The 13061-nt window shown below is 71.7% G+C and carries 15 protein-coding genes; 5 read left to right on the top strand and 10 right to left on the bottom strand.

Annotated elements, in window-relative coordinates; all coding sequences use genetic code 11:
• Complete coding sequence (locus ACQEWB_RS33670; RefSeq protein ID WP_432837702.1) at positions 1-342, bottom strand: ATP/GTP-binding protein; 342 nt, start codon at positions 340-342, stop codon at positions 1-3.
• 222 nt (positions 343-564) lie between these two features.
• On the opposite strand from ACQEWB_RS33670, the gene ACQEWB_RS33665 reads away from it, so the two are divergent.
• Positions 565-1593 (top strand): LLM class flavin-dependent oxidoreductase, encoded by a 1029-nt coding sequence (locus tag ACQEWB_RS33665; protein ID WP_432837700.1) that lies wholly within the window; start codon positions 565-567, stop codon positions 1591-1593.
• Positions 1594-1691: 98 nt separating this feature from the next.
• On the opposite strand, the gene ACQEWB_RS33660 is transcribed toward ACQEWB_RS33665, so the two are convergent.
• A complete protein-coding gene (locus ACQEWB_RS33660; protein WP_097269047.1) occupies positions 1692-2084 on the bottom strand; it encodes an SCO5389 family protein in 393 nt (130 codons plus the stop codon).
• 256 nt (positions 2085-2340) lie between these two features.
• Between ACQEWB_RS33660 and nucS the strand changes: the two genes are divergently transcribed.
• Complete coding sequence (gene nucS, locus ACQEWB_RS33655; protein ID WP_432837697.1) at positions 2341-3012, top strand: endonuclease NucS; 672 nt, start codon at positions 2341-2343, stop codon at positions 3010-3012.
• An 84-nt stretch (positions 3013-3096) separates the two neighbouring features.
• Here the strand turns inward: nucS and ACQEWB_RS33650 are convergent, their stop codons facing one another.
• The 4 genes from ACQEWB_RS33650 to ACQEWB_RS33635 form a co-directional block, all read right to left on the bottom strand.
• The gene (locus ACQEWB_RS33650) at positions 3097-5628 is read right to left on the bottom strand and encodes an ATP-binding protein (RefSeq protein ID WP_432837695.1); all 2532 of its coding nucleotides are present in this window, start codon (positions 5626-5628) and stop codon (positions 3097-3099) included.
• A gap of 201 nt (positions 5629-5829) precedes the next feature.
• Positions 5830-6153: an STAS domain-containing protein gene (locus ACQEWB_RS33645; protein WP_242766327.1), complete on the bottom strand. Its 324-nt coding sequence runs from the start codon at positions 6151-6153 to the stop codon at positions 5830-5832.
• A gap of 175 nt (positions 6154-6328) precedes the next feature.
• Positions 6329-7177 carry a 3-hydroxyacyl-CoA dehydrogenase family protein gene (locus ACQEWB_RS33640; protein WP_432837692.1) on the bottom strand — a complete coding sequence of 283 codons (849 nt, stop codon included), beginning with the start codon at positions 7175-7177 and terminating at the stop codon, positions 6329-6331.
• Between the two features lie 173 nt (positions 7178-7350).
• Positions 7351-7992 carry a TetR/AcrR family transcriptional regulator gene (locus ACQEWB_RS33635; protein ID WP_432837690.1) on the bottom strand — a complete coding sequence of 214 codons (642 nt, stop codon included), beginning with the start codon at positions 7990-7992 and terminating at the stop codon, positions 7351-7353.
• Positions 7993-8072: 80 nt separating this feature from the next.
• Here ACQEWB_RS33635 and ACQEWB_RS33630 point away from each other — a divergent pair, with 80 nt between their 5' ends.
• Genes ACQEWB_RS33630 through ACQEWB_RS33620 form a run of 3 tightly spaced genes read left to right on the top strand, consistent with a single transcriptional unit; the run spans position 8073 to position 10204 of the window.
• A complete protein-coding gene (locus tag ACQEWB_RS33630) occupies positions 8073-8858 on the top strand; it encodes an ABC transporter ATP-binding protein (RefSeq protein ID WP_432837688.1) in 786 nt (261 codons plus the stop codon).
• A gap of 10 nt (positions 8859-8868) precedes the next feature.
• A complete protein-coding gene (locus tag ACQEWB_RS33625; RefSeq protein WP_432837686.1) occupies positions 8869-9618 on the top strand; it encodes an ABC transporter permease in 750 nt (249 codons plus the stop codon).
• A gap of 13 nt (positions 9619-9631) precedes the next feature.
• Positions 9632-10204: a cob(I)yrinic acid a,c-diamide adenosyltransferase gene (locus ACQEWB_RS33620; RefSeq protein ID WP_432837684.1), complete on the top strand. Its 573-nt coding sequence runs from the start codon at positions 9632-9634 to the stop codon at positions 10202-10204.
• Here the strand turns inward: ACQEWB_RS33620 and ACQEWB_RS33615 are convergent.
• Genes ACQEWB_RS33615 through ACQEWB_RS33600 form a run of 4 tightly spaced genes read right to left on the bottom strand, consistent with a single transcriptional unit; the run spans position 10201 to position 13021 of the window.
• On the bottom strand, positions 10201-10398 hold the full coding sequence (locus ACQEWB_RS33615; RefSeq protein WP_432837682.1) for a hypothetical protein: 198 nt from the start codon (positions 10396-10398) through the stop codon (positions 10201-10203). The two genes, ACQEWB_RS33620 and ACQEWB_RS33615, sit on opposite strands and share 4 nt — an antisense overlap.
• The gene (locus ACQEWB_RS33610) at positions 10398-10814 is read right to left on the bottom strand and encodes a hypothetical protein (protein ID WP_432837680.1); all 417 of its coding nucleotides are present in this window, start codon (positions 10812-10814) and stop codon (positions 10398-10400) included. The genes ACQEWB_RS33615 and ACQEWB_RS33610 overlap by 1 nt, the downstream gene beginning before the upstream one ends.
• 51 nt (positions 10815-10865) lie before the next feature.
• Positions 10866-12329, bottom strand: coding sequence for an ATP-binding protein (locus ACQEWB_RS33605; RefSeq protein ID WP_432837678.1), 1464 nt, complete (start codon positions 12327-12329; stop codon positions 10866-10868).
• Entirely contained in the window at positions 12326-13021 is a 696-nt protein-coding gene (locus ACQEWB_RS33600) for a response regulator transcription factor (RefSeq protein ID WP_432837676.1), read from the bottom strand. Before ACQEWB_RS33600 ends, ACQEWB_RS33605 begins: the two co-directional genes overlap by 4 nt.
• Between the last annotated feature and the right edge of the window lie 40 nt (positions 13022-13061).

Below are 13061 nucleotides of genomic sequence, written 5' to 3'. Positions count from 1 at the left end.
TCAGAACTTCGGCGAGTTACGGGACCGCTGCACCCGCGTGGTGCGGCGGTCCTTCGCGTTCCAGCACGCCTTGTGCCAGTGCCGCCGGTCGTCCACGCCCGCGTGCTCCGGCCAGGCCACCACGTGCGGGACGCCGGAGGGGATCAGCTGGTCGCAGCCGGGGCAGCGGTACGTCTTGCCCTGCGCGCTCGCCCCCGCCACATGCCGTACGTTCCACTCCTCGCCCTGCCAGCTCTCGGTGGACTGCCAGCCACCGTAGCGGCCCGGGCGGTCGTCCTCGGCGCTCCGTCCGGACGAGTCCGAGGGATCGGCTCCCTTGGGTCGGTTGCGACGCGGGGACACGGGACACCTCACGGGGCTATACAGGAAGCACGGGCCGTCTCCAGCCTACGGGGCGCGGACGGGGGTATGCGTAGAGCACCGGCCGTCCCCCGGACCCCGCCGCGGCAGCCCATTCTGCAGACAATCCGCAAATCTCCTCGCCAAGCCGTGACCTCGGCACGTGTCACACGGTTATGCCCGATGGGGGAGCTCCGCGTCGGAGCCAAGGAAGCAGGAAAAGCAATGCACGTTGGAAGTTTCGTGTTGGCGGCCCAGTTCCCGGGACAGGGCCAGGGGGAGGCACTGCACCGCGCGGTCCGCTCCGCGGAGGTCGCCGAGGAAGCCGGTCTGGACTCGGTCTGGCTGGCCGAGCACCACTTCGTGCCGTACGGGACCTGCCCGTCGGCGATCACCCTGGCGGCGTTACTGCTGGGACGCACCAACCGCCTGCGGGTCGGTACGGCGGTCAGTGTGCTGCCCACCGCCCACCCGGTCTCGCTCGGCGAGCAGGCCGCGCTGCTGCACATCACCTCCGGCGGGCGCTTCTCGCTGGGCGTGGGGCGCGGCGGGCCGTGGGTGGACCTGGAGGTCTTCGGCGCGGGTCTGGAGGCGTACGAGAAGGGGTTCCCGGAATCACTCGATCTGCTGGTGCGCTGGCTGCGCGAGCCCTCGGTCTCGGCCGCGGGCGAGCGCTTCGGCTTCCGTGAAGTGCCCGTCGTACCAAGGCCGTCGGAGTCGCTGTCCGAGGCGGCGGGACCCGAGGTCGTCGTCGCGTGCACCTCCCCGGCGAGCGTGCGGCTGGCCGCCGAGCGCGGGCTGCCGATGCTGCTCGGGATGCATGTCGGGGACGAGGAGAAGGCCGAGATGGTCGCGTTGTGGCGGCAGTCGGCGCGGGCCGCCGGGCATCCGCCGGACCAGGTGCTCCACGCGGCGCACGTCTCGGCCGGCGTCTGCCAGATCGCCGACCGGCGCACGGACGCGGTGGAGGCGCTGACGAAGGCGATGCCGGGCTGGCTGAAGCAGGGACTGGACGCGCATGTCACGGTGGACGGCCGGGCCCGGCAGATGCGCGACCCGCTGGCGTACACCGAACTGCTCTGCGGGCTGCACCCGGTGGGCACCCCGCGGCTGTGCGCCGACCGGCTCGCGGCGACCAGTGAGCGGACCGGCATCTCCCGCTTCGCCCTCCTCGTCGAGGGCTCGGGAGACCTGGCGGCCACCGAGGAGAACGTACGGCGGCTGGGGGCCGAGGTACTCCCGCACCTCGGCTGATTTTCTCGAACGACCAACTGCGCTGCCCGGCATGGAGCTTGCCGCCCCAGTACTGAAACACCTCCCGCGTACGGAGCGGCAAGCAAAGCGGCTACCGCTCAGCAGTCCCGGAACTCCGGAGACTGGTTGAGCAGCTGACTGCGGACCGAGGTGAAGCGTGCCAACGTCTCGTCGACCGAGGCGTCCAGCGGGAACACCGCCACCCGGTGGCAGTTCTGGAAGGCCAGCCGCACACCGAAGTGCCGTTGCAGCGCGCCGCGTATCGCGTCACTCGCGAGCGCACGCAGCAGCTGACCGCGTGCCTGCTCGTCCGGCGGGGGCGTCTGGTTGTCGGCGAACGATCCGCCGTCCACCTTCAGCTGGGCCACCAGGGAGCTGATCATCTCCCATGCGTAGGGCAGGGAGGTCCGGACGCAGTCGACGAATTCCGCTTCGTCGACCTCGCCTCGCTCGGCCTTTTCGAGTAGGGCCGGTGAGACGTCGAGCGACATGGGTTCTCCTCTCGCACCCCCGTGGTCGACAGGGGTTGCCGGACAGATAAGGGAGTTCGCGATACCGAACACGCTCAGTACACGTCTCGCGACCTCCCGTTTACTACGGTAGGCAACCGACGGTGACGGCACCAGGAGAATGCGTACATGCGGAGCTCTCTTTGGGCACACAATCGGCCACAAATGAACAAGGGTTGACCCGGGTCTTCTGGGGCGAATCGCGTGGACCCCAGGCCGTCGAGTAGCGTTGCCGACCATGCGTCTCGTCATTGCCCGGTGTTCCGTCGACTACGCGGGCCGGCTCACCGCCCACCTCCCCGCCGCGCCCCGCCTGATCCTGGTGAAGGCGGACGGCAGTGTGTCGATCCACGCGGACGACCGCGCCTACAAGCCCCTGAACTGGATGTCCCCGCCCTGCACCCTGAAGGAGGGCTCGGGCGACGACGAAGGCGTCTGGACCGTCGTCAACAAGGCGGGCGAGAAGCTGATCATCACGATGGAGGAGATCCTCCACGACACCTCGCACGAACTGGGCGTCGACCCGGGCCTGATCAAGGACGGCGTGGAAGCACACCTCCAGGAGCTCCTCGCCGACCGCATCGAGACCCTGGGCGAGGGCTACACGCTCATCCGCCGCGAGTACATGACGGCCATCGGCCCGGTCGACATCCTGTGCCGGGACGCCGAGGGCCAGACCGTCGCGGTCGAGATCAAGCGGCGCGGCGAGATCGACGGCGTGGAGCAGCTCACCCGCTACCTGGAGCTGTTGAACCGCGACCCGCATCTCGCCCCGGTCCGCGGCATCTTCGCCGCCCAGGAGATCAAGCCCCAGGCCCGCGTCCTCGCCACGGACCGCGGCATCGGCTGCACGGTCCTGGACTACGACGCGATGCGCGGCATCGAGGACGACAAGCTGCGGCTGTTCTGACCGAGGGCCGCGAACAGGCGGTTCCGATACGGCGAAGAGGGCCGGGTCCGTGGGAACGGACCCGGCCCTCACGCGTGCGCGGCCTCAGATCACCGGGGCCGAACTGCTGCTCGCCGGCGCGCTTGCCGAACTGCTCGTCTCCGCGGGGGCGCTGGAGGATGCCGGGGCGCTGGAGGCGGGACCGCTGGCCGAGGTGGACGTGGACGGGGATTCCGACGTGGACACCGACGGCGAGGGGGAGTCGCTCGGCGAGGGCGACGCCGACTGCGACGGCGAGGCCGACCTGGTGGGTGTCGGGCTGGACGACGACGGCTTGGAAGTCGCCGTATGCGAAGGCGTGCTCGACGCACCCCCCGACCCCTTCGTCCCGCTCGGGTCGTCCGACGGCGACTTCGTGTCGGACGGCGGGGTCGGGTCGTCCGACGTGCCGTACGTGCCGTCGGGGCCCGGGTCGGTCGGCCGGCTGGTCGCCGTACCCGTGTCGCCCTTGCCGTCGTCCTTCTTCGGGGAGTCCGCGCCGAGGGAGCCGTCGTCGACGCCCTGGCTCGCGGACGGGTTGACGCCGACGTTGTCGGACGGGTTGTTGGCGTCGTTGTTGGACGTCGCGCCGAGCGTCACCACCGTGCCGAGCACGGCCGCGAGGAGGGCGCCCGCGCCGGCCGCGACGAGGTTGCGCCGGGCGAGGCCGCGGAAGCCGGCCCGGTGGGCCTTGGGCGGTCCGCCGGACGGCCCTGCGGCGGCCCGGTTGACGACGATCGTGGCGGAGTCGCCGGTGGACGGCGGCCGGGGCGGCAGCATGGCCGCGGGGACACCGCCCGGCGGCGACTGGGACTCCTCGTAGCGCGCGTCCGGCACCTCCTCGCCCGCGGTGGAGCCGAGGCCCGGCTGGGTGCCGGTGCGGTCGGCGACCAGGGCGAGGGCGCGGCGCCCGGCGACGGTGCCGCGCTTGTCGGCGCTCGCGCCGCGCAGCCCGACGGACGCCTCCAGCTCGGAGCGGGCCCGGTCGAACTGTCCGCCGCAGAGCGCGAGGATGCCCAACTCGTGGTGGAAGTAGGCCTGTTCGGACACCTCGCCGGCCAGCCGGGAGGCCTCGGCGCCGCCCCGCAGGGCGCGCTCCCAGGCGCTCCAGTGCAGCCCCGCGGCGAAGGCGGGCGCGGCCGTGCGGGCCAGCTGGACGGTGACGCTCTCCTCGTCCTCGCCGGGCGGGGTGGTGCCGGGCACGAGCGCGCCGAGGGCGGCGAGCAGGGCGTCGGCCTCCGCGCAGACGCGCTCCGGGGTGACCGAGGGGTGCCCGGCCCACCAGGCGTAGTGCTGTCCGGCGGTGAGGGCTCGCGCGTCGACGTCGTCGCCGTATCCGGCGGCCTCCAGCTGGGTCAGCACGCCGGCCGCGAGGCGGTAGCGGGCGCCGACCGGGGAGACCAGTCCGCAGGAGGCCAGCTCGCCGAGGGCGGCGTCGGCGTGGGTGTCGCCGACGAGCGCGGGGAGATGGGCCTGGTGGGGCACCTCGCCGCCGAGCGCGACGGCGAAGCGCAGGGTGGCCCGGGCCGAGGCGCTCAGCCGGGAGGCGAGCAGTGGGGCGGGCGCGGCGGCCTCGCCGAGCGAGGGCAGCGGTATCTCGTCGCCCTCCTCGGCACCGAAGGGGGCGTCGAAGGGCGCGTCCACCGGGAGCGCGTCGGCGAAGACGCCGAACTCGTCGACGGCGCCGGTCCCGGCCCGCTGCCGGTCGCGCTCCCGCAGCAGGGCGCCGGCCTGCACGAACCGGAGCGGCAGGCCCTCGGACTCGAACCAGAGGTCGCCGACCCAGTTGGCCTCCTCCTCGGTGAGCACCCGGCCGACGGCACGCTCGATGATCTCCACGCCGCCCGCGCGCTCCAGGCCGCCGAGGAAGACCTCCTCGATCGCGGAGTCGGCGGAGGGCGCGGCCACGTCGGGCGTGGCGCCGATGACGAAGGCGCACTCGGGTGTCGCGTCGAGCAGCTCGTCCAGGGCGGCGCCGCCGAACTCGACGTCGTCCAGGACGACGACCGCGCCGATGTCCCGGACGTATCCGAGCAGTTCGTCCCGTTCCGGGCGGTGCAGGGGCGCGTTGAAGACGGCGTAGAAGAGGTCGTAGAGGAGGTCGTCGGCGGTGCGGTGGAAGCCGCTGAGGCGGACGACGCCGTCGGGCGCGAGGTCCCCGCAGTCCTCGGCGACGAGGTCGAGGAGGGCGGTGCGGCCGGAGCCGGCGGGGCCGGTGAGCCGTACGGAGCGGCCGCGGGCCACCAGCCGTACCAGGCGCTCGCGTTCGTCCTGGCGCTCCAGGAGCGACAGGGTCGGCCGGGTCGGGCCCGGTGGGACGGGCGGCCTGGCCGCGCGGTCCACCTCGGCGCGCTCGGCCGGGGTGAACTTCTCCGGCCGGCCCGGGCGCTCGCCCGGCGGGCAGGCCTCTATCTCGCTGCCGTCGACGGGGTTGACGGTGAGCAGGTAGTCGCCGGAGACCAGCTGCACCGTGCGCGCGAGCGTCGGCGAGTGCTGGCCGAAGTCGGGTGTGAGGGGGTCCCTGGGCGGGCGCTGGCGCGGCGAGGTGCCGTCGCCGTCCTGGCCGTACTCCTCGGGTCCCCGGTTGTTCGGGTCCATAGGTTCAAGCCCCCCAAAAGCGTCGTGTGCCGAGCCCCTCCCGGCCTTGCTGCACACTGCGCTGTCGCTTCTGGTCCGGACCCGCCGACAGGGATGTCGGGCAGCGGGCGACCGAACCTTAAACCTTCGCACAGTATCTACGACAGTCCGGGGTACCGCGCCGCCCGAGACGTCACAGTCTCGTGAGGATTGCCCGCGACGTCACACGCGGGGCAGTGACTCCACCCCGATGCCCCCCTCGATCGCCAGGATCCGGTGCAGCCGGGTGGCCACCAGCAGGCGCTGCATCTGCGGCGGTACGTCGCGCAGCACCAGACGCCGGCCGCAGCGGCCGGCCCGCCGGTGGACGCCCATGATCACCCCGAGTCCGGTGGCGTCCCAGGAGTCCAGTTCGGACAGGTCGAGCACCAGGTCGCCGACTCCGTCGTCGACGGCCGTGTGCAGGACCGTACGGGCGTCCGCCGCGCTGCGGACGTCGAGGCGGCCCCCGACGACCAGCTCGGCGTGGTCGCCCCTGATGTGCATATGCGCTCCCCGTGAGTGCGGTTGCGTACTCGTACTCCGTGACGGTGGCTGTGCAACGTCTGACTGCTTCAGCGGCGACCAGGTTGCCGTCTGTAAGCGAACCGATACCGAATTCACCCGAGGGGGTGAGCCCCCTGGGGTTTGTGCGGTTTCAGTGGCTGTACGTACCGGTGGTTCAGTACGTGTAGAAGCCCTGCCCGCTCTTGCGTCCGATGTCACCGGCGTCAACCATCCGGCGCATCAGCTCCGGCGGCGCGAACTTCTCGTCCTGCGACTCGGTGTAGATGTTGCCGGTGGCGTGCAGCAGGATGTCGACGCCGGTCAGGTCCGCCGTGGCGAGCGGGCCCATCGCGTGGCCGAAGCCCAGCTTGCAGGCGAGGTCGATGTCCTCGGCGGTCGCGACGCCCGACTCGTAGAGCTTGGTCGCCTCGACGACGAGGGCGGAGATGAGACGGGTCGTCACGAAGCCGGCGACATCCCTGTTCACCACGATGCAGGTCTTGCCGACGGACTCGGCGAACTCCCGCGCGGTGGCGAGGGTTTCGTCGCTCGTCTTGTACCCGCGGACCAGTTCGACGAGCTGCATCATCGGCACCGGCGAGAAGAAGTGGACGCCGACGACCCGCTCGGGGTGTTCGGTGGCCGCCGCGATCTTGGTGATCGGGATCGCGGAGGTGTTGGAGGCGAGCACGGCGTCCGGGCGCACGATCTTGTCGAGCGCGCGGAAGATCTCGTGCTTCACCTCCAGCTTCTCGAAGACGGCCTCGACGACGATGTCCGCGTCGGCGGCGGCGTCCAGGTCGGTGGTGGCGGTGATGCGGCCGAGGGCGGCGTCGGCGTCGTGCGCCTCCAGCTTGCCCTTGCCGACGAACTTGTCGTACGAGGCCTTGATGCCGTCGGTGCCACGCTTGAGCGCCTCGTCGGTGACGTCACGCAGGACGACGTCCCAGCCCGCCTGCGCGGAGACCTGGGCGATCCCGGAACCCATCAGGCCGGCGCCGATGACGGCAAGCTTCCGTGCCACGTTTGCGACTCCCCTTTGAACGCCTTGCACGCTGTTTACTGGGGGTCCCCCGACTTGAGCGAAGTCGAAAGTCGGGGGAGCCTCTTTCGCGGACCTTAGCGCTCTGTGGGTGCCGTGTGACCGGTAAGTAATGCGCGTCACGTCTCATCTGACGGACATCACACCGGGGCGGGTCATCGATCGCCCCGGACGGCGTAGTTGAGCACTTTGTCGCCCAACAGCTCCTCGATGTCGTCGAGGAGGGCCAGCACCTCTCGTGACACTTCGCCCGGATTGCGCCCGCGGACCATCTCACGCCCGATCACCCCCATGACGGTGCTGTGCACCCAGCCGAGCTGACCGGCGATCAGGTGCGGCATCGGGTCGCCGCCCGCCGCACCGGTCTCCTCACGCAGGACCTCCTCCAGGTTGGCCTGAACCTCCTGCCCGATCGCCCACAGCCGGGAGCGCAGCGCGGGCGCGTCCTCGATGACGCGCATGAAGTCGGCGTACCCCGGCATCAGTCCGACCCGCGGCGAGACCGCCTCGACCTCCTCGCGCAGTTCGCGCAGGACGGCCACCGCGGCCGACTCCCCCTTGTTCCGGCCGCGCACCCAGCGACCCATCCGCTCGACGAGGCCGGCGGAGCGGTCGAAGAAGAGATCCTCCTTCGCCGGGAAGTAGTTGTAGACGGTGTTCACGGAGACGTTGGCGGCGTCGGCGATCTCCGCGACGGTCACCGCGTCGAAACCGCGCTCGACGAACAGGCCCGTGGCGACATCCGAGATGTACTGCCGGGTCTGCCGCTTCTTCCGCTCCCTGAGCCCCTCTGCCATGTCCGAATCGTAGCCGTTTCTGGGTTCCCTGAAATTTTGGGGCCGTTGCAAAATTTCATTGACTCTGTTTTTCTGGCGGCATGGCAGCAGTCATCAGCGCGGCCGGCCTGGCCCGCACCTTCCAGACCAAGCTCGGCCCCGTCGAGGCCGTGCGGGGTATCGACCTGACCGTCCGCGAGGGCGAGATCCTCGGCTTCCTCGGCCCGAACGGCGCCGGCAAGACCACCACCCTCCGGATGCTCACGACCCTGCTGAAACCCACCGGAGGCACGGCCGCAGTGGCCGGCCACGACCTCACCGCCGACCCCACGGGGGTACGCCGGGCGTGCGGGTACGTGGCTCAGTCCGGCGGCGTCGATCCGCAGATCTCCGTGCGCGAGGAGCTGGTCACGCAAGGGCGTCTCTATCGGCTGACCAAGGCTCAGGCTGCCGAGCGTGCGGAGGAGTTGGCGTGCGACCTCGGGCTGGCCGAGCTGCTCGACCGTAGGTCCGGCGCCCTCTCCGGCGGTCAGCGGCGCCGTCTCGACATCGCGATGGCGCTCACCCACCGCCCGAAGGTCCTGTTCCTCGACGAACCGACCACCGGCCTCGACCCCGGCAGCCGCGCCGACCTGTGGGAACTGGTCCGCGGCCTGCGCGCCGAGTACGGCACGACCGTCTTCCTGACCACCCATTACCTGGACGAGGCCGACGCCCTCGCCGACCGCCTGGTGATCGTCGACCGGGGCGCGGTCGCGGCTGAAGGCACCCCGAGCGCGCTCAGGCTCCGCTACGGCGGCTCGATCGACGCCACCCTCCAGGACACCTTCCTCGCCATCACCGGTCGCGGCCCCGCGCCGGCCGACGCCGCCCCCGTAGCCCTATAGGACCGTCACGATGCTTCTCCACGACACCGCGCTGATCTACGGCCGGTATCTGCGCCAGTCCCTGCGCTCCCGTTTCGCGCTGCTCTTCGGGCTGCTGATGCCGCTGCTGTACCTCCTCTTCTTCGGTCCCCTGCTGACCGGTCTGCCGCTGGGCGGGCGAGGCAGTTCCTGGCAGCTGCTGGTGCCGGGGCTGCTGCTTCAACTCGGGTTGTTCGGGGCCTCGTTCACCGGGTTCGCGATCATCATCGAGAAGGGCCAGGGGGTGCTGGAGCGGATGCGGGTGACACCGGTGAGCCGGCTCGCGCTGCTGCTCGGCCGTGTCCTGCGCGATGCCACGGTCTTCGTCTTCCAGGCGGTGCTGCTGGTCCTGGCGGCCGTCACGATGGGGCTGCGGGCGCCCCTGGCCGGAGTACTGATCGGGTTCGCGTTCGTCTGCCTGCTGACGGTCTCGCTCGGCTCGCTGTCCTGTGCCGTGGCGCTGCGCGTCGACACACCGCAGACCTCCGGTCCGCTGGTCAACGCCCTGACCATGCCGTCGATGCTGCTGTCCGGCCTGATGCTGCCGATGACCCTCGCGCCCGGCTGGCTGGACCTGCTCTCGCACTTCATGCCGCTGCGCTATCTGGTGGACGCGGTGCGGGACGCGTACGTCGGCTCGTACGGGACGGATCACATGCTGTACGGCGCTCTGGTCGCCGTCGGTTTCTCGGTGCTCGCCGTGACGGTCGGCACACGCGTGTTCCGGACGGCCGGAGCGTAATTACGCTGGGTCCATGGTCAATCTGACGCGCATCTACACCAGGACCGGCGACAAGGGCTCCACCGCTCTCGGCGACATGAGCCGGGTCGCCAAGACCGACCTGCGGATCTCCGCGTACGCCGACGCCAACGAGGCGAACGCGGTGATCGGCACGGCGATCGCACTGGGCGGGCTCGACGAGGAGATCGTCAAGGTGCTCACCCGCGTCCAGAACGACCTGTTCGACGTGGGCGCGGACCTGTCGACGCCGGTGGTCGAGAACCCCGAGTTCCCGCCCCTCCGTGTCGAGCAGTTCTACGTCGACAAGCTGGAGGCGGACTGCGACCGCTTCAACGAGCGCCTGGAGAAGCTGCGGTCCTTCATCCTCCCGGGCGGCACCCCGGGCGCGGCCCTGCTCCACCAGGCCTGCACGGTCGTACGCCGTGCCGAGCGGTCGACCTGGGCCGCGCTGGAGGTGCACGCCGAGGCGATGAACCCCCTCACCGCGACCTACCTCAACCGCCTCTCCGACCTCCTCTTCATCCTGGCCCGCACGGCCAACAAGGACGTCGGGGACGTGCTGTGGGTGCCGGGCGGGGAGCGTTAGCGGTCCGTGTCCTGGGCCGCGTCCTTGTCCGCCTGTGCGAGTGCGGACTCGGCCGCGGCCATCTTCTTCTGCATCTCCGCGTAGCCGGACGGCGTGGTCGTGGTCGTGGTCGCCGTCGAGCCGTGTTCGCGGGCGCAGCCCGCGAGGAGCCCGACGGCCAGGAGTGCCGCGGCCGCCGTCGCCCGGGCCCGCATCAGCTCGCGCCCCCGTCGTTGTCCTTGCACCAGGTCCGCACGTCGGTCAGGTCCTGCTGCCGCTGCCGCAAGGTCGTCACCAGCGACTTGCGGAAGGTCAGCCGGTCCTGGAGATACGTGGCGATCTCGCCGTGCCCCGCGGCCTTCGCGTTGTCGACGCGCTGTTGCAGCCGGGCGATCGAACCGCGCTTGTCCGCCCCTGAGTTGAGCCGCTTCAGCGCGCGGTCGATACGGTGGTCGATCTGCGGCACCCGCCTGCACAGGGCCTGCGCGCCGTCGCCGGTCGGGGTGGCGGCGGGGGCCGGTGTCGTGGTGCTGTCGGCACTGGCCGCGCCCGTGCCGGTCGCCAGCAGGGCCGCTGCCGCGAGCCCCACGAGCAGCGTGCGCCGACGCCGTCGTACATATGTCGTGGACATCCATGTCTCCGTTTCCCGGACGGCCCCGTCGTCCGTCCGACGTGACGGAGGCTAGGGAGCGTCTTTGGGGAAACTCTGTGACCGGTTTGTCCCGGCTGTGTCGATCAACCAGTCGCGGTGGGCGGGCAGTTCACCGCCGGCCCGTGGCAGCCGCGCCTCGAAGCGGGCGCCGGTCCCGTCCGGGCCGTCGGTGACCGTGACCCGCCCCTGGTGCAGCGCCGTCTGCTGGGCCACCAGGGTCAGACCGAGCCCCGAGCCCGAGCTGCCGGGCCCGCGCCGGAACCGCTCGAAGATCCGCTCCCGTTCCTCGGGAGGCACGCCCGGTCCGCGGTCGTCGACCGTGATCACGACCTCCGCGTCAGTGCCCCGCAGTCCGACCGCCACGCCCGCCTTCCCCGCCCCGTCCCGGCCGTGGGCCAGCGCGTTGGCCAGCAGGTTGTCGAGCAGCAGCCGCAGGCCGGGCTCCCAGCCGTGGACGGTGAGCCCGGGTGCCGCGTCCAGCGTGATCCGGGCGTCCGGCTCCCGGCGCCGGGCCTCGGCCACCGCCGCGTCGGCGACCTCCGCGAGGTCGACGGTCCGCAGCGCCTCCGCCTCGACCAGGTCGCCCCGCCCCAGCTCGCGCAGCATCACCAACAGGCCCAGCAGCCGGGCGTGTTCGTGGCGCAGGTCGGTGAGGACCTCGGTGCGGTCGGGTTCGGGGAGGTCGGGGTGGGCGGCGAGGATGTCGAGGTTGGTGCCCATGCTCATCAGCGGGGTGCGCAGTTCGTGGGCGGCGGCGGAGGAGAAGGAACGGGCCGTGTCCAGGGCCTCGGCGGTGCGGGCGGCCTGTTCGTCGTAGCGGGCGAGGGCCTTCTGGAGGGTGGCGGCCAGGTCGTCGACCTCGGTGACGCCGGTGGGTTCGTGGTGCAGCCGGGTGGCGCTGGTGCGCGGGTCGAGTCCGGCGGTACGGCGACGCAGGCGGCGCAGCGGCCCGGTCGCGCCGGTGGCGATGCCCCAGGCGAGCAGGCCGGACAGCGGTACGGCGAGCAGGGTCGTGACGGCCACCCGGCGCCTCACGAGCCGGAGCCCGGCCTGGTCGGCGGCGTTGGGCGCGAAGACCCAGAGGGTGCCGGAGCCGCGGACGGTGGTGACTGGCCGGGACAGGGCGCGCCAGCTGGTGGCGCCGTCCCGGACGGTGATCGGGTTCGTCGCCCGGGCCGGGAGCGGTACGGAGTCGTCCGGCTGGGGGCCGCCGCTGAAGGTGGCGTCCGGGCCGATCACGCGGACGCCGACGTCGAGGGCGGCGCTGTAGAGCAGCCGTTCCCTGTTGTCGGCAGCCCTGGAACGGCCGGTCGCGCTGGCCCGCAGGAGGGCACGGGCGTCCTGGGCTACGGCGGCGGCGCGGGCCCGCAGATGGTCGTCCTCGGCCTTGTGCAGATCCTGGCCGACCAGCTGGAGCAGCAGCCAGCCGGAGGCCAGCACCAGCAGCGGGACAGTGACGCCGACGGCGAGCCCGATCCGGGTGGAGAGCTTCACGGTTCTTCCCTGAGTACGAAGCCCACGCCGCGCACGGTGTGTACGAGCCGTGTGCCGCCGTCGGCCTCCAGCTTGCGCCGCAGATAGCTGACGAAGGTGTCGACGGCGTCGGTGCGCACGTCGAAGTCGTAACCCCAGACCCGTTCGAGGAGCTGGTCGCGGGTGAGGACCAACCCGGCGTTGCGGGCGAGGACTTCGAGGAGTTCGAACTCGCGCCGGGTCAGCTCCAGTTGCCGCCCGTCCCGCTCGGCGGTGCGGGCCGCCGGGTCGATGACGAGGCCCGCCACCCGCAGCACCTCCCGGCCGGTGGGCGGCCTGCGTCGGAGCAACGCCCGCAGCCGCAGCACCAGTTCCTGCAAGGCGAACGGCTTGACCAGGTAGTCGTCGCCGCCCGCCTGGAGCCCGGCGATCCGGTCGGCGGTCTCGTCGAGCGCGGAGAGCATGAGGACGGGGAGGTCCTCGCCGTCGCCGCGCAGCCGCTCGCACACCTCGATGCCGCTCATGCCGGGCATCGAGATGTCCAGGACGAGCACGTCCGGCGGGGTGTCCCGGATCGCGGCCAGCGCTTCGTGACCGCCGTCGGCCGTGCGGACCCGGAATCCGCTCAGCCTCAGCCCGCGCTCCAGCGAGCGCCTGATGGCCGCGTCGTCGTCCACGACCAGCACGGCCCCTTGGCGTTCGGCCTCGCTCATGCACCCCTCCCTGGCTCGTCGCCCGGCCAGCGTACGACCC

The sequence above is a fragment of the Streptomyces sp. CA-249302 genome, from assembly GCF_050936785.1.
GTDB lineage: Bacteria > Actinomycetota > Actinomycetes > Streptomycetales > Streptomycetaceae > Streptomyces.
The sequence above is the reverse complement of the archived record's forward strand: the minus strand, read 5'-3'. Positions and strand labels throughout refer to the sequence as shown.

What these genes read in the sequence shown, in the direction of transcription:
- ACQEWB_RS33615 (WP_432837682.1), bottom strand. Translation starts at nt 10,398, where the DNA reads ATGCGGGCCCGGGCGACGGCGGCCGCGGCACTCCTGGCCGTCGGGCTC.
- ACQEWB_RS33620 (WP_432837684.1), top strand. Translation starts at nt 9,632, where the DNA reads ATGGTCAATCTGACGCGCATCTACACCAGGACCGGCGACAAGGGCTCC.
- ACQEWB_RS33630 (WP_432837688.1), top strand. Translation starts at nt 8,073, where the DNA reads ATGGCAGCAGTCATCAGCGCGGCCGGCCTGGCCCGCACCTTCCAGACC.
- ACQEWB_RS33625 (WP_432837686.1), top strand. Translation starts at nt 8,869, where the DNA reads ATGCTTCTCCACGACACCGCGCTGATCTACGGCCGGTATCTGCGCCAG.
- ACQEWB_RS33610 (WP_432837680.1), bottom strand. Translation starts at nt 10,814, where the DNA reads ATGTCCACGACATATGTACGACGGCGTCGGCGCACGCTGCTCGTGGGG.
- ACQEWB_RS33665 (WP_432837700.1), top strand. Translation starts at nt 565, where the DNA reads ATGCACGTTGGAAGTTTCGTGTTGGCGGCCCAGTTCCCGGGACAGGGC.
- ACQEWB_RS33650 (WP_432837695.1), bottom strand. Translation starts at nt 5,628, where the DNA reads ATGGACCCGAACAACCGGGGACCCGAGGAGTACGGCCAGGACGGCGAC.
- nucS (WP_432837697.1), top strand. Translation starts at nt 2,341, where the DNA reads ATGCGTCTCGTCATTGCCCGGTGTTCCGTCGACTACGCGGGCCGGCTC.
- ACQEWB_RS33635 (WP_432837690.1), bottom strand. Translation starts at nt 7,992, where the DNA reads ATGGCAGAGGGGCTCAGGGAGCGGAAGAAGCGGCAGACCCGGCAGTAC.
- ACQEWB_RS33600 (WP_432837676.1), bottom strand. Translation starts at nt 13,021, where the DNA reads ATGAGCGAGGCCGAACGCCAAGGGGCCGTGCTGGTCGTGGACGACGAC.
- ACQEWB_RS33645 (WP_242766327.1), bottom strand. Translation starts at nt 6,153, where the DNA reads ATGCACATCAGGGGCGACCACGCCGAGCTGGTCGTCGGGGGCCGCCTC.
- ACQEWB_RS33660 (WP_097269047.1), bottom strand. Translation starts at nt 2,084, where the DNA reads ATGTCGCTCGACGTCTCACCGGCCCTACTCGAAAAGGCCGAGCGAGGC.